The following is a 20,858-nucleotide window of genomic DNA, read 5'->3' on the forward strand; positions in this document are numbered from 1 at the left end:
TTGGTAATAATCATTATTATTTAAATTAATAATTGCTATATAAGCGTTTAAAATTCTTCTGATTTTTATAAAAATATGCCTGAATCATTTGTCCATATGTAAAACCAAGCATTACAAAACTCCCTAATGCAATTTCAAAAACCTTTGTGATTTGAGTCTTCAAACTCTGTATATCAGCATTATTGGCCATTTGCATAATTTTACCAATGCCTATAAAAAGTTGTTGAAACTGTTGATTGATATCATCTGAAATTTGTCTCGGTTTTATAAATGGATTTACATCATAAGCATAAGCAAGGTTGATTAAAAAGTGTAATAAGTCCGCAAATTCTTCAGTAACATTTCTTAAATTAACATTTTTGTTAATTTTCCAATATTTGAAACTTTGTACTTCGTTTACAAATTCACCTGCTTCAATCATTAAAGCTAAGGTTTTTTGGGTTAAAACATCAGATTTAGTGAGTTCAGGATGGTTAAGTTGTTGCTTTTGCTCTATTTTTTGATCCAGTTTCTTTTGTAATTGAAATAATAATGATAAATCCATAAATATATTTTAATACAATTTTTATTTTTGTTTATTAATCATTTTTTTGTTTCTCATATTATTTTCATAATTAAAATGATTTAATATTTGTTTTTAAATTTATTTTCAAAATATTAAAAGATTTTTTATATAATAAATATATATAAAAAGGAGAGAAAATGATTGTTTATCCATTACAAGAAAAAATTAATAATGCAAAGATGCAAACATCTGATGAAGAAAATATTAAATTAAGAATTACTGAAGCAATATTAAAAAATAAAGAAAAAGATTTTGGAAAGCAATATAATGATTCAGAAGTAGAAGACATCTTAGAAGGTCTTTTTAAGATAGCTAAACAAAAACAGACAAACCCGTTAAAAACTGTACGTGAAATTATAGAATCTAAAAGATATACAAATAATGAAAGATCAATTGATTGAGTAAATTTACAAGGGTTTTATAATAGAACTTATAATATTTCGAATGAATATAAAAATAAATTTATTATTAATAGTTATATAAGTGAATATCAATGAAAGAGTCTATATTCATCATTTCGTTCATATGTTTATAATGTTATTTCATATAGAAATTTTATGCAAAATATTATAAGCAAGGTTGCTGCATTTATTTCAGAAAATTTAAATAGAGCATCCGATTCATTTGATGCATTTATAGAAGCTTCCGATAGTTTGCCATCGCAATTAGCTGCGCCAGTAAAATTCACTTATGCATTATCGCAGGTGATAAAAGAAATTTCACAAATAAAAATACCTAGCGAAAGTGTAAAAGCATATGCAGAAGTCATTGATCAAATGTTTCAAAAAAGAGCACCAATGAATTTAATTTCTGATGCATTAATGAAATTGTATAATAAATCATCTGAGGTTCACTGAATTTATAAAATTTCAATTTCTTATTTAATATATCATAATGAAGCATATAGATTATCTGTGTTAGCAAATAGATATTGAAGTGAAGCAGAAACTAAATGAATAAATTCATAGCATCCTCTAATAAAAATACAATACTTTATAAATTTAAGATAAGGTATGATGTACACTCTTATATGTTTTATTATATAGTTTTGATAATCTTATCTCTTTTATATATAGCATCATTAGTTAATGTTGGATTATTTATATATTTAGATATTTTTTATGGTGTCGGTTGAGTTATGTTAGGAATCTCAATAATTTTTCTATATTTATTAGCAAGATTTTTATCTAAATTTTTATTTATTTATATGTATAGACATAATCTAAGGCTGTATGCTTCTTACGCATTGCAAGTTTATATGATTCTTAGATTAAAATTTGGGACTTTTAAAAAATTACTAATTGATGAAAAACAAAAAATAATTTTAAAAGTTGCAAGAATACTAAATAAATATGGTTTGGTTTCTGAAGAAGTTTCGGGATTACAAATATTAAATATACAAATAAATAAAAATAATTTAATTTTTTATAAAACAGATTCAAAAGTCAATGATATTAACATAAATGATGTATTAAGACCAAAAATAATTTATCAGCTTAATCAAAACAAAATTAAAATAACTATAAATAAAGAGATATTATTTAAAAACTATATTTACAAGAAAAATGTTTATAGAATATCATGTGAATTTTATTTAATGGATAGCATCTTTAATATGATAAAAAATATTAATAATAAAGATTTTAATTATTATCTTAATATAATGCAACAGATTGATAAAACTTGATTTATAACAACTAATGCAAAGTTAGTTTCTATTTATTTAGATGTAATACTAAAAAATTTAATAGAAAGCAATTTTGAGCATATTTTATATGATTATGGGCAATTGAATTTCTATAAAGAAGCATTTAAAGAAATAAAAATAAATTTATCTGATGAAGAAGTTGTTACATGGGATTTATGAAGTATTCTTTATTATTTGCATAATGATATAAATGTAAAGGCTATGTTAAAGATTGTAAGAGAAAATAGTTATTCGGATATAAAGGATACACAAGAAATAATCCTAAATAATTTTTTCTTACAGATCAAAGATGGAGAAATATTAAAGAAGGTAAAACAAATACAATTTAGACATAAGAAATATCTAGTTAAAATAGACACATAACTTATTTATCTATAAAAAGACACTATAACAAACATGCTATAGTGTCGAATTTTATTCAAAAGTTTCGTATTCAAATTCTCCAAAATCATTGTCATGCACTGATTCGAATTGATCTTCATAAGATGATTCGGTTAATTCATCGAAGTCTACATGAATGTTATCTAAAGTATCGTTATCAATAGGAGCATTCGGATCATATTTTGATTTAAAATAGGTTCTAGGATTTCGGATATCATATTTTCCTTTTAGTTCAAAATTACTGTTTGTTCCAGCAGGAATTTTATGTCCTAAAATGATGTTTTCCTTTAAACCTTCAAGTTTATCAACACGATTTCCAACAGCAGAGTTAACTAATATCTTAGCAGTTTCTTGGTAAGAAGCAGCTGACAATCACGAATCTGAAAGTAATGGCACTTGTTTTGCTCCACGGATTTTCACTTCACCATAGGCAGGTTTTAACCCTGCAGCAAGTAGTTTTCCGTTTTCTTTTTGATATACAAATGTATCAATTAATGCACCATTAAAGAATTTTGAATCCCCAGGATCAGTAATCATAATTTTTGATAATAATTGACGGATGATAATTTCAATATATTTATCAGCAATTGTAATTCCTTGAAGACGATAAAGTCTTTGAGTTTCTTTAAGTAAGTAGTTTTGCACCGCACGAGGTCCAGCAACTTCTAAAAGATCTTTTAAGATAATAGGGCCTTCGAAAATCTTTTGTCCAGGAACAACATTATCACCTTTTTTAACACGCAATTTTTGAGAAAGTTTTCCGTTATATTGTGTTTCAATAATTTCACCATTATGTGCAGTTGAACGAACTGTTACAATATAAATATCTGTTTTTTGTCCTGTATCACGGTTTTTAGCTTGTTCGATTTTAACAACCTTACCAAAAACTTGTGAAATCACAGCAGGTTTTCCTCACGGAAAATCATAAGCATCGATAAGTTCGATAAGACGACCAAATCCTCCGGTAATATCTTCAACCCCAGCAACCCCACCGGTATGGAATGTACGCATTGTAAGTTGTGTTCCGGGTTCCCCGATTGATTGAGCTGCAACAACCCCGACTGCTTCACCAGTACTTACGACACGATTGGTTGCTAAGTCTTTTCCATAACAGTGTTTACATACTCCATTACGTGTATGACATGATAATACAGAACGGATATCTACTTTCTCTAATTTTAATTCCTTGGTAATTTTATCTGCGATATCAGGAGTTATTAAGATGTTTGCCTCAACTGCAATATTTCCGTTTTTATCAAGAATCGCAGAGTTGGTATATCTACCTTCAATCCGATCCCATAATGATTCGATAACTGTATCAGTTTTGGTATCTTTAATAGCCTTAACCTCAAAACCAAAATCAGATCCACAATCTTCTTCACGAACAACTATTCCTTGCCCGACATCTACTAATCTACGTGTTAAATATCCAGATTTAGCAGTATTTAAAGCAGTATCGGTAAGTCCTTTACGCGCCCCGTGAGTTGATGAGTAAAATTCATATGCGCTAAGTCCATCAAGGAAAGAAGATTTAACAGGGATTTCAATTGTAGAACGAACCACACGATCATTTTCAGCATCAGCCTTTAAAATTTTGGTGTTGTTGCTCATTAAACCACGCATACCAGCAAGCTGAGTAAAGTTTGATGCATTACCACGGGCTCCTGATGTCATCATCATAAATAATGGGTTTTCAATATCTGATTGTGTAACTTTTTTAAGTTCTTTTTCAATTTCTTCCTTAACCTTTGATCAATGCTGAATTGTTAAATTGTAGCGTTCATCATCAGTTAAGTATCCATCTTCGTAGAATTGACGCAGTTTTGCAGTATGTTCATCTCCTTCTACTATTTTTTCCTTGGTTGATTCTAATGTCTTAACATCGTTCATCGAAATAGTTGTTCCAGAAATGGTAGAATATTGAAAACCTAAGTCCTTAATTTTATCTAAAATTGTAGCGACATAATTTGTATATTTGAATCAAACATTTTCTAAAACTTTTGTATATTCATCGATTGTTCAACTTACTAATGAGTTATCAATTCCTTTTAGATGATTGCTATAATTAATTTTTTCAAACTCTTCAACTAAAAATGTGTTAATTAATTTAGCATGTTCTAATGGAATATAATCACCATTATAATCACGCAATGCTTCACAATCATTTAATCTAAAAGTATAGTTTAAATAAGTTGTAGCATCAATTATGTTAGCGACATCTTCTTTGGTTACTACATACACATATTTTTCGTAAATTTTACGAATTATCTTTGCAATATCTTTTTTAGCTAATCCACGGGTAACTTCAAGATGTTTAATTATATCCCGAAAGTTTTCACCATAATTTAGTGTATAACGATCTAAAGCATTTTCAGAAGTATGAATTACTTCTTTTTCGATTACAATTTCTTTACCATCAGAATCTTGCTTATATGTTTTTTCGCTGTATTTACCAAAAACAAATTCAAATTCATCCGGGAAAGCTTGATTTAAAATAAATTTACCAACTGATGAAATAATATAAGATTTATTGGTCTGTTCTGATATGAATTTTTTATTTAATGCAGCAATAGGTAAAACAATTCGAGCATGTAAATCTAGATAATCTCTTTCATAAGCTAGCATCATTTCATCGAATGAACCATAATAATTTCCTTCACCTTTAACACCTGCTTTTTCAATAGTTAAATAGTAAAGTCCTAAAATCATATCTTGTGACGGGTTAATAATTGGTTCACCATCTTTAGGACCTAAAATATTTTTTGAAGCAAGCATTAATTCTTTTGCTTCAAGAACGGCTTGATCACTAACTGGGATGTGTACTGCCATTTGATCCCCGTCGAAGTCGGCATTAAATGCTGTTGTTACTAACGGATGCAATTTGATTGCTTTTCCACGAATTAATACAGGATAAAATGCTTGGATTGAAAGACGGTGTAAGGTAGGAGCACGGTTTAATAGTACCGGTCTATCTTCAATTGCGCGTTCTACATATGGTCAAATTCTTGGATCAAGACCTTCGATGAGTTTTTTAGCTGTTTTAACACTTGTAACCCCATCTTCATTAGAAATAAGTTCGCGAACAATTCAAGGTTCGAATAATTTAGCCGCCATATCACGAGGAATACCGACTTCATACATTTTAAGTTTAGGACCACCGACAATAACACTACGTCCTGAATAATCAACACGTTTTCCGAGTAAGTTTTGACGGAAGCGCCCTTTCTTACCTGTTAAAGCATCTGAAATAGATTTAAGTGGTTGTCCATCTTTTGAAGAAACCGGAGCTGGTTTTTTTCTACCATTGTCAATTAAAGCATCAACTGCTTCTTGAATCATCCGATATTCATTTTGCTTGATTAACATTGGAGCATCTTGTTCGATTCATTTCTTTAAACGGGTGTTACGAATAATGATGCGACGATAGAGTTCGTTAATATCACTTGTTGAGTGTCTTCCACCATCTAATTGTACCAATGGTCTAAGATCAGCAGGAATAACTGGTAAGTTATAAATTAACATATCGGTAGGTTTTTGTCCAGAGCGAATAAATGAAGTTATAATAGTAAGACGTTTGTATAATTTGGTTCGTTCTTGGATTTTTGAAGCAGAATTATTTACTCCGTTTTCTTCAATTTCTAAGTTTATTGCATCAATATCAGCTTGAACTGCTGCTCTTTCTGCTTCTAAATCAATATGTTTAAGTAGGTATTCAATAGCATTTGAACCTGTTCCGATTTTAGCATCGGTAAATTCTTCAATAACTTCATTGTAAGAATAAAAGTCAATTCCAAATGATTTTCCATCTTCAGATTGTGCATATTCAAGCAGTTCATCTAATGTTTGTTGAATTTCTTCGATAGCATCTGGATCATCGTATTCTAATGTTAACATTTCACGAAGAACTTCAAGATAAAATTCAGGTGCTTCGTTAATATTTACAATAGTATTCTTTTTAAGTGATTTTAAATTACCTGTTTCTAAAACAATATGAGATTTATAATAAATAAGTTTTTCTAAATCAGCCTTTGTTACCGGTTTATTACTATCGTGAACTCTAAGACCTAGAAGTTTTGAAATAATAGAGTGATCAATTTTGAAAAATCAAAAGTGTACAACAGGGTTTTCAAGTTTGATATGTCCCATTCTACTACGACGTGAAATTTTGGGTAAAATCACTGGTTTATATTTTTCACATTGTGGATTTTTAGTACAGATTTGATTTTCATCAGTTTTTTTATATTTAGTACCACACACAGGGCATTTATAATCAGTTACTGGACCAAATATTAATTCATCAAAAAGTCCATCTTTTTCTGGTTTATATGTTTTATAGTTAATGGTTTCAGGTTTAGTTACCTCACCATAAGATCATTTTTCAACATCTGCTTTTGTAGCAAGTGAAAGGGTAATTCTGTTGATGGGTGATTTTTTATCAAAAGTATTATTCATCATCACCTCCTGTTTCAAATTGAATCATATCAAATTCGGTTATTTGGTCACTTTCATCGATTGTGTCAGAAAGTTCTAATTTCATTCCTAAACCTTTAAGTTCGTGACTTAAAACATTAAATGATTCAGGTGTTCCTGGAGTTGGTAGTTGTTTTCCGGAAACTAATGCAGAATAAAGGGCATTACGTCCTAAAATATCATCGGATTTATAAGTTAATATCTCTTGTAAAACATTGGTTGCACCATATGATTCAAGTGCTCATGTTTCCATTTCACCAAATCTTTGACCACCATTTTGTGATTTTCCTCCAAGAGGTTGTTGAGTAATTAGTGAATATGGACCGACAGAACGAGCATGCATTTTATCATCCACCATATGGTTAAGTTTAAGCATATACATTACACCCACAGAAATAGGTTTATCGAACCTACGTCCTGTAATAGGATCAATTACAATTTGTTTACCTGTTTTATCTAATCCTGCTTCTTCTAATGCGGCCTCAATATCTTGTTTTTTTACTCCATCAAAAGACGGGGTAACAAATTTGGTGTTCAATTTACGAGCAGCCATTCCAAGATGAAGTTCTAAGATTTGTCCGATGTTCATCCGTGATGGTACCCCTTGTGGATTAAGCATAATATCAAGTGGTGTTCCATCTTCTAAATATGGCATATCTTCTTCTGGTAAAACAATTGAAATAACACCTTTGTTTCCATGGCGACCTGCCATTTTATCACCAACTTTAATCTTACGTTTTTGTGCAATTGAAACTTTAACAATTTTCTCTACACCTTCTTCTAAAACATCATTATTTTCTTTTGAAAGAACTTCAATATGGATAACAGTTCCTCCATGACCATTTTTTACTTTCAAGGATGTATCTTTAATTCCGGTTGAACGACTTCCTAAAATAGCTTGAAGTAACTTTTCTTCTTGTGAAGGGTTTTCTTCACCTTTTGGAGATGTGCGACCCACTAAAACATCACCGGGTAATACTTCGGAACCTACTTTTACAATACCTGTTTCATCAAGATGACGAATCGAATGCTTAGAAACTTGTGGGATATTAGCTGTTAATATATCGTTTCCAGCACGAGAACTACGGAATTGGATAATTTGTTCTTCAACATGAATAGATGTATAAACATCATCTTTAACCAGTCTTTCGTTAATAATAACGGCATCTTCAAAGTTGTATCCGTTTCAAGTGGTAAAACCGACTAAAACATTCTTACCTAGTGCTAATTCACCATCCTTAAATGAAGAACCATCAGTTAATAAATCTCCAGCTTTAACTTGTTGTCCTTTACGAACTAGTGGTTTTTGCTGAATAACTGTTCCTTGGTTACTTCTTTCAAAATTACGCAGTGAATATTTATCAGTTACACCGCTTTCGCTACGCTGTACAAAGATTTTTGAACTATCAACATATGTAACAGTTCCTGAGTTTTTTGCAATAAGGTTATAAGAAGAGTATTTAGCAATATCTGCTTCAATTCCAGTTGCAATTAAAGGTGCTTCAGCTTCTATTAATGGAACTGCTTGACGTTGCATATTCGATCCCATCAGTGCACGGTTAGCATCATCATTTTCTAAGAATGGTATACCTGCAGCAGCAACAGAAACCATTTGTTTTGATGACACTTCCAAAAAATCAACATCTTTTGGGGTTCCAACAATATAGTTGTAATCACGTCTTATAGTTAGTGTAGGAGTAATAATTTTGTTGTTATCATCAATTTGTACTGATGATTGGGCAAATGAATATCCGATTTCTTGGGCAGCTGTTAAATAACGAACATCGTTATAATCAACAACGCCATTATTAACTTTATAATAAGGGGTTTTTAAGAATCCGAGTTCATCAACTTGTGCAAATGTTGCATAGTTTAAAATCAAACCGATATTAAGTCCTTCAGGTGTTTCGATCGGACAAATTCTTCCATAGTGAGTTGAATGAACATCCCGAACTTCAAATTGAGCCGTATCACGACTAAGACCACCAGGTCCTAATGATGTAACACGGCGTTTGTTAGAAACTTCTGCTAATGGATTAATTTGATCCATAAATTGTGAAAGTTTCGAAGAGTTAAAAAAGGTTTTCATCTGGTTGGTTATGAGTTTGTTATTAGTTACATTTTTTGCAGTAACTTTTTCGGCTTCCTTTGAACCAATACGTTCGCGAGTAGTTTTTTCAAGTTTTGCTAAAGCAATCATCAATTGTGCTTCCAATAATTCACCAACAGAAACAATTCTTTTGTTAATCAATGAATCCGGATCATCATCTTGACCTACTCCAACAGTAAGATTGAAATAGTAACTAATAGCAGCAACAATATCGGAAATTAATAAGTGTGTTTCGATTGATTTAGGATCATTACCAATTACAATAATAGGTTGCTCCGGCTTAGTTTCCATTCATTTTTTAGACGGATATACTTTGACTTTAATAATTTTAGTTCGTTTTCTTAATTCTGGATTATTGTATCCGTGATGGTTTTCGTAATGATGTGAATTTGTTTCACTAGCAGGACGATAAACTTTATGATAAACATGTTCTGGATCGATGTCTTCTAACTTCTCTGATGGTAGAACACGTGTATTAAATCATCCTTGGATTTCTCGTGCTTTTTTATAATCAATAAATGAACCTTTGCTTAATAAGATTTCACCGTTTTTTGTTTTTAAATCTTCAGCAAGGTATGTTTTAGTAATACGGTCTACTAAAGAAAGTTTTTTATTAAGCATGTAACGACCCGTTACAGAAAGGTTGTATCTTTTTTTATCAAACAACATACTTGGAAGCAATGATTTTTTTGCTTCTGCTGTTTCGCGATCTCCTTTACGAATGGTTTTGAAGATTTCCTCTTGTGAAAAATCAATAATTTCTTGTTGATTATATTCTTGATTACCAAGAATTTTATCCTTTTTCAAGGTTTCAACTAGCAATTCATTCTTACCAAAAAGTTTATACAGCATTTTTGGAGTAAATCCAAAAGAACCAAGCAAGGTACCTAATGCAATACTTTTATTCTTATCGACTTTAACTTTTACAACATCCAGATTCGATGAAGTAACCTTGTGCGAAACTTCAAATCATGAACCGATTCTTGGCAAAATTTCAAGTTTGTTAAACAAGTCATCTGATTGCTTGTTACGTACACCTAATCCGAAATAAGCACCAGGTGATCGGATAAGTTGGCTCACAATAACTTTTTCAGAACCGTTAATAATAAAACTACCACCAGAAGTCATATATGGAATTTCTCCTAATAATACTCTTTCTTGTTTTACAACTCCGGTTTTTACATTTTCTACATTTAAATTAACATAAACTTTTGCACTAAAGTTCATACCTTTAGCTTTACATTTGTTGATTTCATCACCTTCACTAGTGATTTTTTTATATGGTAATTCAACATCAAAACTAGATTTTAAGCACTCAAGTCTAATTTGTCCAGTTGTAATAGGATAAATTTCCATTAATGCATTTTGAATACCATTCTTCATAAATTCTGCAAAAGATTCTTTGCTTGTTTGAAGAATATCAAAAAGAGGTAGAGATTGTTTGGTGATAGAATAATCTCTACGTTCAGTTTTTGGACCAAATTTACGAATCCGATATTTTTTTTGTTCCATTTTAACCCTTTCGAAAATTGCAATTTTCTTTTTTATGAATTTCATTTTTGTGGTATTATCATAAAAACATAAAAAGTGAAATAAATTATAACATAAAATAAAATAAAGAGTATGCAAATATTTTAGAAAAAAATCTCCAAAAAGTCTTAAAATAGTTGGACTTTTTGGAGAAAAAGTTGTTGATTTTTATTTTTTAGATGCTTTGTAATTATCTTAAAGTAGTTAAATTTTTTATTTATTTTAAAAGTAAAATCTTAATTTTTAAAATAAATTGTCTTTAGATTTAGTTTATTAATAAGATTTAACTTACTTTTTAAAAGTTTTACACAACTTTTTATAGATGTTTATAACAAGTTCGCATAATCATTTTCATAATTTATGCAGTAAAAATGTTTTATAAAGTAAAAATAATAATTCAAGTAGTATATAAATAAAGAAAGCCGGTAAAAAAGCAGGGATAATTTTTCCAAATTCTTGTTTTTCTTCATAACGACTTATATATGTGTAAATTATAATGTTAGAAAACACCCCATATGTTATGAAATTTCGATAAGTTCCTTCGCTCTCAAAGAGCAGTAAGGAAATAATAGCCTTTTTATACATAGGAAGCAAGATGTTTTTATAAATAAATCATCTGCTATAACCTAGTTTTCTTCAATGTTTAATTTTACTTTCATCGATTCGATTAATAACTTCTGAAAACTGCTTGCTCATAGCTCTAAATGCGATGATGATAACGGCTAAAATAATTGCGGTTTCAAAGTAAAAGATTGAATTAAATAATATAAAAAAGATTAAAACAGGGATTGATTTTAATAGCACTATAAATAATTTAAAAAAGTATGTTTGAATCGGTTTAAATAATTTTTCACTCATCAAGATTGCATATAAAATAGCCAGCAAGAATGCTAAATAAATCGCTATATAGGTTTGTTTGAAGATACTTCAGTAAGAATTATATATATTTGGATCTATAGCTACTTCTGAAAAATCAAAAATAAATAAGTTGTTAAATCATAATTTTAAAAACTCCATATTAACTTTTGTTTGTGATAAATCTACAAAACTTGTTATTATAATAGCGAAAAAAACTGCAAAAATAAGATATTTAAGGATTTTTTTATAATTATATGCTAATGAATATGGGGTTTTTTCTGATGGATTTTTAATTTTAGGTGACACAAATAAAAATTTATTAAATAAAATTAAAATCCCCTCAAAAAAACCAACTAAAATAACAACAAAAAGGATACTTATTCCTAAATATTCAATTTTTTCCTTGAAAAAATTGAATACAAATCCGATTCCATAAATCCCTACTGAACCTAAAATAGAATTTCAACGGATATTAGATTCGATTGCTAATAAGGAGTTCATTATAAATTTGTTTTTGTTTGATAAAACAATATTGATATAAAAGCTTTTATAACGTGGCATTCCTAAATTAATATCTTGTCAGAACTTTTTGGTATTACTTGATTCAAAGATATCACAAAAATATCGATGTAATCATAATCATGTTGTGTATCAAAAAATCATAAACGCAATCATATCTTTTTGATAAGATGATCCGAATATCATTATTGGCACCAAAATCGGCATTGAACGTAGTAAGATAATAGCAATTCGTACAATTCATGTTCATCAGTTTTTTCTTCATAAATTTAATGAACTAAAATAAGCAGTTATAAAAGCAAGAAAAAGTCCGACAAAGGTTCCACTAAAAACAGATTTAATGGTAATTCACATATATTTAAGATTTAAAATTCATAAATTTTCATTAATAAAATCAGGTGAATTAGAACGGAATTCAAAGAGATTTTTTAAATTAACCCAAAAAAGTTTTAAACCAATTTTTGATGGTTTGATGTTAAGCTGATATATAAATATAAATAAAATAATTAAGGAGGTTATTAATAGTGTTCATTTAGTTAAAGTTTTTTGTCAAACTTTAACTAAAAATTTCTTTTTAGTCAAAATATTTCCTTAGCTCATCAGGATCATATTCACCTTTATAATATATTTTTTGAATTTCTTGATCTTTAATTGCAATGATTTTGTCAATATATTTAACTGCATCAGAAAGGTTATGCAGTGCAATAATAATATATTTATTTTTTTTAATACTTTGCAGGTAGTCAAAAACTAGTTTGGCATTAGTGATGTCTAAATTACTAGTTAGCTCATCACATAGGAGGATTTTAGTGTCGTTAAGGAGATTTAAGATGATAGCAAAACGTTGTTTTTGCCCGGCAGAAAGTTGTTCTATTGGTTTAAAAATAAATTCTGACATTCCAAAATGATTGCAAAGTTGAAAAATTTCTTCTTTTTGCTGCTTGGTGAAAATTCTAAGTCATTTAAATAAAGGATTTTTGTATTTTTTGTAAAAATGTTGTAAATTTTTATAAAAATCTAAAGAAGTTATTAAATTATCATCAGGAGCAATATAGATTATGTTGTTTTTATACTTTTTTAACTTGTTTTTAGGTATTTTAGCACCATTGTATAAATAATTACCTGAAGAAATTAATTCAAAATCGAAAAAGGATTTTAAAATTGTACTCTTGCCAGTTCCGCTTTTTCCGATTAAACCAACAATGGAATTGGTTGTGATGTTTAAATTGACATTTTTTAAGATAATTTTATCGGTATATTTCAAATCAACATTTTCAAAGCGAATCATTTTAACCTAAGATGTTATCAACAATTGGTCAAAATTCAACATCAGGATTATCAATTTTACGGTATCCATTGAATCCAACGGTTGGGCCAAAAATATCTTTATCATTTTTGTATAAGTTTACAAATGCAGCTGTAACTTGATTAATTGCATCTGAACTTACATTAGGGCCAAAAACTCCTACATTATATGGTAAAACCTCTGTAACAATAAATTCTTCAAGTTTTTCATTTGGTCTAGTGCTTTGATTAATTTCATATGCATCATGTGGTTTATATTTGGTTCAAGCTCATGAAGTTTCATCATCAAAAAAGATGTGTTTTTTTGCTTCGTTAGGGTTGTTCATTTCTTTGATTTTACCCCCAATTAAGATGTTGTCTGGTGTTTCGGATGCAACTGTTGCTAGTGGTTTAAAACTTGCTCCAAAGTGTTTTTTAAGTAGTGCTTGTTGTAATAAGTATTTACCACCAGATGTGTTTTTACCGGTGACAATACCATATTTGATAAATTCATTTCAATTTTTGCTATTTCAAGCTTGCTTGATTCTAGAACGAATATCATCAGTTCCTATCAATACTATTGAACCTCTTTGGTAAGGGACTAAATCTGTTTTAGCATTATATAATGATTGATAAATTTGTCCATCTCAATTGTAACCATTATTTTTGTCATCTCATTGAGATCTTGGTTTAGCATGAAAAAGTGTATCTTCATTTTTTGCAATTTTTCTTAAATCATCATCATCGAGTCCATCGGTATAATGTCCGTGTGCCTTGGTAGTGAAATCATATGTAATATCACCATTAAATTGACGAGTTAGTGTCTGAATGCCTAGTTTAAAACCAAGTTCTCCGACTTTTCCTTTATTCGATTGTAGATAACCAGCTGAAATAAAAGCAAAATCAGATGTACCTTTGGTTAAATCATCGAAAGTAGCTTTGTAATCTTCTTGTCCTCGGAAGATTACTTCAACTTTAACATTTGATTTTAAAGCTTTGAGTTCATCGTTTAATGAATTTTCTAATTTACTTTTGTATTGGTCAAGTGTTAAATTTCCAAGTGCATATTGTTCAGGGGTTCCTAAACTTAATTTTACATTTTGGTTTTCTTGTTTATCTGCCTTAGTAGAAGTTCCACAAGAAACTGCAACTGATATTGATGCAGTTGATGTAAGAATTCCTAAACTAAATAATTTTTTGAATTTCATTTTTCTCCTATCATAATATAGGACAGAAAAATTTTTAAGAAAGACTCACCACGCTAGCATTACCTAGATCGGCTCTTAAGAGTGTTTCTCAACCTACAAAAACTTGCAAGTACCTCTGTCCTTGCAAATATTATACAAAATTTTAAAAATTATCTAAATCATTACTTGAAATAATATATATCTGATTATTTCATTCATCGTAATCTAAAAAAGCATTTTCTTTATCATTATTCTCGCTATTGCTTGATAAATCAAATTCTATTTCATTAAAAACAGAAGTTAAGGTATATTGCTCAGAATTTTGGGTTTTATCAATAATTATGGTATCAAAATTTTGATTTATCTCTTCTTTTCCATGTTGTTTGTATGTTTTTAAATTAGTATAGACTTGATGATTAATGCCTGAATGTAAGTTTATTATATATTCATTGGTAAAAAATGCATCAGTAGGCTCCTCGTCCATTATTTTGTGTTCATTAATAAGTTCGTTAGCAAATTTTGTAAAGGGCTTTGAAATAACTTGACTATAATCGCCTGATTCAACAAGTTTGCGATCATTGAAAAGAAAAATTTCATCAAATTCGTTTTTCAAGATATTAAAATCATCGGTTGTATAAATATATGGAATCTTATATTTTTGTGAAAAGACATTTAAAACACGAATGAACTCATTTTTATGATCATATGAAATATCATTTTTTAAATCTTTAATGATTAATAATTTACTGTCATCAACTCAATATTTGATAAGTTTAATTTTAATTTTATCAATGTTTTTTAAGTATTTAAAAGGGATTAAAAAGTTCTTTTGCGAAATTGATATATTTTCAAGTAATGAAACAAATTTTAACATCGCAATAATTTCGTTTAACAATGTTTTTGATAAAGGTTTTTTGTTACTGCAATACTCACTAATATGTTCTAAAAGATTAATCATCCATGGTTTTTTAATAAGTGAATTATAAAAGGAGCTAAGGTTTTCGAAAATATTAGTTGAATTTTCATCTTTATCTGTAATTGAATTAAATAAATAAGAAACCTTTTTAAATGATGTGTTAAATGACTTAATTACATTTTTTAAATTTATTGAAAACTGATTAATTTTGTTATTTTTGTGAGTTAATAAGTTATCAAAAATTTTGTTTTCAACATAATTACTTCAATCTAATTCGGCCGATGCTAACTGTAACTGTTGATTTAGATTTTTCATTTCAACTAAAAATTTGTGGTTGTGAATTTGTTTGTAATTGGTATTATCAAATTTACGAATTTTTGACTTGACATCGTTGATTTTATTGATAATCTTTTGATAATGCTGTTTTGAAAGCAAAGTGTAATGATCAACATTGATTTCTAATTCATATTCAATATAATTTTTTAGTTGTTCTTTTATTAATGAATGATCTTTTTCTTTGGTTTTATATCTATTATGAATAAAAAAATCTATTTTATTTGTTACATCGTTATAAAGAAGTTTTAATTCTTCATTATTTAAATAATATAGATTTTTCTTATTTTTTTTTCAAATAAATAATGACTTTCTTTTTGCACAGTAATCTTTATATAATTCAACAAAATCTGAGTGTTGTATATTTGCATATTTAAATTTATATTTTAAAAGTGATATTTCCTTATTTAAATTATAAATTTGCTGATTGATAAACGTTTTAGAAGTGGTTTTTGTTGTTTTTAAAAATTTATAATAATAATTTATTTCAGTTTTTAAATCTCGTTTTTTAATTTCACCTGAAACTTTTGTAATTGATGTATTATTTATTTTTTGTAAATATTCGTATCTTTTTTTTAGTTCACTAATTTTTTCTTTTTGTAAGATAAAATTAGAATTTTCAAAGGTTGAAAAAACACTTTCGATATCGGATTTTAGTTCTTTCAAAAAGTCCACAAAGTATTTAAAAAGCATATTTTGATACTCATACAGGTTGTAGCGAAATTTATAAATTATTTCTTCTAATTCTTTATTTAAAAGCAATTTACTACTTTGTAAAGCACTAATTTTTTTATCTAAGGTATCTTTCTCTCGCTTGTATTCTTGGTTAATGTTAATGATTAAAGGGATAAATTCTGTAATTCTTTTAAAGAAGAGATTTTTTAAAATAAAAGTATTTTGATTAGTGATGTTTGTGATTTTTTGTAAATATCAATCATATTTATATTCAGAATCTATGCAGGCTTTTCAGATCTCGTTGAATGGGATGCTTATGTCCTTGTTATTACTTATTTTTGATACATCAAAAAAAGATATTTTGTTTAATATTTTCTTTTTATTTGTGATTAAATTAAAATTTTGTTGATTTTGATCATGAAAACCTAAAACAACTGACTTGTTTGTTTTAATAACATCTCATAGGGTCTCAAATGTTAAATTAGTATTAACAGCAGGAATAAAAAAAAGAGATGTATAGGAGCTAATTGAAAGTTTTGGAATGCTGATACTGAGTTTGTTATTTTTTTTAGATGTAAAAAAACCTTTTTGAAAGTCTTCAAATAAATTTTTAAGCACGAACAAAAACTTTGCATCATTGCTCATATATTCTCCTAACGATATGATAAATTACTATTTTTATTAATTAATTTTGAAATAATCCCATATGTATAATAAATAACTAAGGTATTAAATCATATTTTTACAGGCCCTGTAAGAATGTGTTGAGTGATTCAAAAGAAAATATCTTTTTGTTCCCCATTACCTAATGAAATCAAGTCTGCATACGCTAAAACAGGAACATTTACAAGCTCCAGAAATGCACAAAAAACTACAATAGGAACCAAAGATAAAAATGTTTCAGTTTTAAAGAAAAATCTTCCGAATAACACAAAGAAAATCATTAATGATGTTCCTGTACTCATTAATCCTAATAAAACTCAACGGTTTTTAATTATACCTTTTTCAATTGCCTCAGGTGAAGCGGCTGAAATAAACCAAGCAACCGAAGCGATTACTACTAAAAGCAGGACAATTGCAGTGATTAAATAGATATTTTTTAGATAATTATCTGAAGCAAGTTGATCAATATATTTCTTTTTATTGTTCAATTTTATCATTTTCATTGCTGATTTTTCAGCTTTTTTTATTTCACCATTTGCTTTAAATTGTAAATACTCCATCGCAAGAATACTTAATTTTTGTCCTATTCTTTGTAGTCTAAACTCCTTGCTAAATGCAGTTTTAAGAATTTGATTAAAATATATCCCAAGTAGTCCGGAAACAAAACCATTTAATGCAGTAGCAACTGTATACATTGGATTATAACCAGCAGGTGGAATAAATAATAAAGATAACAAATCGCTTATGATTCCTACAAAGACCCCTACAACTGGTCCAAAGATAAAACCTGCTATTTTTACAGGTAATCCGATAAATGAAAATTTATATGTAGGTAAATTGACAACGGGTAAAATTTGAGCCACAACGATGGTAAAACTAACAGAAATTGCAATTAAAATAGCAACCATCACCATATTTTTAATGGTTCATTTTTTAAACAAACTAACTTCTCTTCAATTTTTACCTTTAACCGTATTTTTCACCGTATCAAAAAAGCGTTTCATATATTTATTTTATATTATTTTTATTGATGTTAAAATTATAAAAGTTTTTTACATCATATTTTTAATCATTTGATAATAAAACTGGATAATTATGCAAAAAAGTTTATTATTAAAATCTCCATTTGAAAAAGGAGATTTTATAAAATTATTTATTATCACTAATTCTAAAGAAGTCTTCGATATCAAATCTATAACTTTGTGGGCCTCTGATTTTAAATAAGATGTTAGGATCAAAAACCGATCTACGAATTTCAAAACCTTGGATTGGATTTGACACTCATCTTAATAATTCGCTTGGAACAGCATCTGTTGTTGGTGTCCCTGTGATAGGATTAACTTTAAAAATTGGTTTTTTACCCGCTTCTATGTCAGTGTTTCTTGCAATATATATCCCATCAACACGAGCAGTAAATGGATTAACTTTAGGATCTTGTGGGTTATATTTTTCAACACGTTCACCATAAAGGTTTGCGGATGTTAATGCTTTTTGAAAGTCGTTGTCGTTTGTCAATAATGTATTATTTGCATAAGTAGTTACATGCACATGTGGCATTCAACCTCCGTTAGTTGCTGATGTTCCTAAATAAGCAAGTGTATCCCCTTTTTTAAAAGGTTGTGGGTGTGCCGGAGAAACATTATCTAAAATATCATATACTCTAGCTGACTTGTCTTTTCCGATTGTTATTGTTTTAGGTGATCAATTAAAGGTTTTATTGTTCATTGTCAAGTTAGCATCTAAGTGGATAAATCCGATGTATGCTCAACGATCATCGTTTGTATCATAAGTTCCGAAGTATTCTTGTAGAATTTTAGGTGAAAGGTTAAGTTTTGTCAATTTAACTCTTGTGAGCATTACAGTTCCTACACCTTGTCCTGTTTTGATTTGCGCATTTGAAAGGTGTGCATTATATACTGCGACAACTTCACCATCATAAGGAGCGATAACTGGGGTGTGTTCTTTGGCTAAATAGTCTTCACCAACATGGATAGCGATCGGGGTTTTAACATCATCTAAATAAAATGCACGAGTTGAATCATAACCTCCTGAAAATAAGTTGCTTCCATAATCGTTATAAATTGACTGATTAACTCTTGATAAATCAGAATATGTAAGATGTCCAGCATGGAAGTTATATGCATGTGGATTTGCCTGCATAAAGTTGCTATCAAAGATTTCAGCAAATTTACCTACTCCAATATGTTTTTGTAGTTTTACGATTTTACCATCATATATAGCAGTAAAAGTTAAATATCCATTGCGATAATCAGTTGATTTAAATGAGTCTTTAAGGTATTTAAAATCATAGTTTATTGGTAAAATGGTAATATCTGAAACATTGTCTTTGAATCCTTGTTCTTCAAAGTTTTGGTTATAAATATTTCAGTTTGCGGGTTTTGCTAATAAGTTTGCCCGAATTTTTTCATCACGTAATACTGTGTTGTCTTTATCAAATGTAAGGTTAATTATTTTGTTAAATCCTACATTTGCAAAAGGAAATTTTTCATATCCTTTTTGGGTATTATCATAACCATTTGCAATTCTGATTTTAACAGTTAACTGATCTATTTTTGGTGAGTGAGTAAAATTAACATCATCAATAAAAATTTTAATAATTTGTTTATTTTTATATGGACTAAATAAATTAGAAAAATCTGGATATGTTAAATTAAACATCGATGCAAGTTGTTTACGATTTAAATCATCAAAACTATAAATAGCATTTGATTTATCATCGATTAATGCTTGAATTTTAGCAAAAGCAGGATCGGATTTATCTTTAATAGATATTTTAATTGCATCACCTTGTGTTAAATTTTGCAACTTTTTAGATAAATCATTTACATCTTTATAATTTTTTTCATCACTTGTTGATAATTTTATTCCTTTAAGAATAAAATTAACTTTGGTTTCAGCCTTTAAATTTAAATTCTTTCCTGTTGCTTCAACTGGGATAAGAATTTTCATTGGAATTATGATATCATTATTATTATTGATATCTTGGCGAATGTTGTGATAGTCATATTCATATGATAACTTAGCAGCCTGTTCATCAGTTACTAATTTTTTGTCTTTTAAGATTTGTGTAAATGCAGAATCGTTAAAATCGAGGTAATCAGTTATATAGTTGTTATTACTTAGGTTTTTAAAAGTTATATTTGATGCATTAGTATTAGCTTTAAATTGTAATACTTGTGAAGATACATCGTTATATTTAAAATAATCACTAATTCTTCTTAAAAATAATGTTTCATTAGTCAGTTTTGTTTTATTATCTGCATTCCCTTTGGCACGAAGTGCTTTAAGTTCAACTTGCTGTGGGTCTAGTGGTATACCTGGTTTTGGTTCAGGATTGGTTTTTGGTTGTGTATTTGCTGCTTTTTGAATTGCTGCATTAATATCAGAAAAAATTGCACTAAGATCTTCAAGGGTGTTTGCTTGTCCGATTCTGTTTTGGAAATCCTGTTTTTGTTCAGGTGTAAGTTTATCAGAAGCAAGTGCTTTTGTAATTTCATCCCTTTTTTGTTGTTTTGGATCAAGCTCCTTTTTAACAGTCGCTTGGTGTGAACAAGCGATTGCAACTGGAGCAATTACAATAGGGGATAAAGACAAAAATAATTTTTTAAATTTTTTAAACATAGAGCCTTTCTTATAGA

Annotated in this window: 11 protein-coding genes; 2 read left to right on the plus strand and 9 right to left on the minus strand. The window is 28.6% G+C overall.

Going from position 1 to position 20,858, the window contains the following annotated elements; genetic code table 4:
- Positions 1-25: 25 nt before the first annotated feature.
- Entirely contained in the window at positions 26-544 is a 519-nt protein-coding gene (locus ACR82Z_RS01680) for a dUTP diphosphatase (RefSeq protein WP_435130350.1), read from the minus strand.
- Positions 545-702: 158 nt separating this feature from the next.
- Between ACR82Z_RS01680 and ACR82Z_RS01685 the strand changes: the two genes are divergently transcribed.
- Positions 703-1,533, plus strand: a complete 831-nt coding sequence (locus ACR82Z_RS01685; RefSeq protein WP_435130352.1) for a hypothetical protein — start codon at positions 703-705, stop codon at positions 1,531-1,533.
- A complete protein-coding gene (locus ACR82Z_RS01690; RefSeq protein WP_435130354.1) occupies positions 1,518-2,636 on the plus strand; it encodes a hypothetical protein in 1,119 nt (372 codons plus the stop codon). The genes ACR82Z_RS01685 and ACR82Z_RS01690 overlap by 16 nt, the downstream gene beginning before the upstream one ends.
- Before the next feature lie 51 nt (positions 2,637-2,687).
- Here the strand turns inward: ACR82Z_RS01690 and rpoC are convergent, their stop codons facing one another.
- From rpoC to ACR82Z_RS01730, 8 genes are all read right to left on the minus strand, one after another.
- On the minus strand, positions 2,688-7,109 hold the full coding sequence (gene rpoC, locus ACR82Z_RS01695; RefSeq protein ID WP_435130356.1) for a DNA-directed RNA polymerase subunit beta': 4,422 nt from the start codon (positions 7,107-7,109) through the stop codon (positions 2,688-2,690).
- The gene (rpoB, locus tag ACR82Z_RS01700; RefSeq protein ID WP_435130358.1) at positions 7,099-10,746 is read right to left on the minus strand and encodes a DNA-directed RNA polymerase subunit beta; all 3,648 of its coding nucleotides are present in this window, start codon (positions 10,744-10,746) and stop codon (positions 7,099-7,101) included. Before rpoB ends, rpoC begins: the two co-directional genes overlap by 11 nt.
- Before the next feature lie 306 nt (positions 10,747-11,052).
- Positions 11,053-12,723 (minus strand): ABC transporter permease subunit, encoded by a 1,671-nt coding sequence (locus tag ACR82Z_RS01705; protein WP_435130360.1) that lies wholly within the window; start codon positions 12,721-12,723, stop codon positions 11,053-11,055.
- The gene (locus ACR82Z_RS01710) at positions 12,716-13,429 is read right to left on the minus strand and encodes an ATP-binding cassette domain-containing protein (protein WP_435130362.1); all 714 of its coding nucleotides are present in this window, start codon (positions 13,427-13,429) and stop codon (positions 12,716-12,718) included. Before ACR82Z_RS01710 ends, ACR82Z_RS01705 begins: the two co-directional genes overlap by 8 nt.
- A gap of 1 nt (position 13,430) precedes the next feature.
- Complete coding sequence (cypl, locus tag ACR82Z_RS01715) at positions 13,431-14,633, minus strand: ABC transporter thiamine pyrophosphate-binding lipoprotein p37/Cypl (RefSeq protein WP_435130364.1); 1,203 nt, start codon at positions 14,631-14,633, stop codon at positions 13,431-13,433.
- 142 nt (positions 14,634-14,775) lie between these two features.
- A complete protein-coding gene (locus ACR82Z_RS01720) occupies positions 14,776-17,181 on the minus strand; it encodes an MAG1360 family OppF-related protein (RefSeq protein WP_435130366.1) in 2,406 nt (801 codons plus the stop codon).
- Positions 17,182-17,189: 8 nt separating this feature from the next.
- Positions 17,190-18,203 (minus strand): ECF transporter S component, encoded by a 1,014-nt coding sequence (locus tag ACR82Z_RS01725; protein WP_435130368.1) that lies wholly within the window; start codon positions 18,201-18,203, stop codon positions 17,190-17,192.
- Positions 18,204-18,348: 145 nt separating this feature from the next.
- Complete coding sequence (locus ACR82Z_RS01730; RefSeq protein ID WP_435130370.1) at positions 18,349-20,841, minus strand: MSC_0775 family lipoprotein; 2,493 nt, start codon at positions 20,839-20,841, stop codon at positions 18,349-18,351.
- Between the last annotated feature and the right edge of the window lie 17 nt (positions 20,842-20,858).

The sequence above is a fragment of the Mycoplasma sp. 6243 genome (assembly GCF_051200785.1).
GTDB lineage: Bacteria > Bacillota_I > Bacilli_A > Mycoplasmatales > Metamycoplasmataceae > Mycoplasmopsis.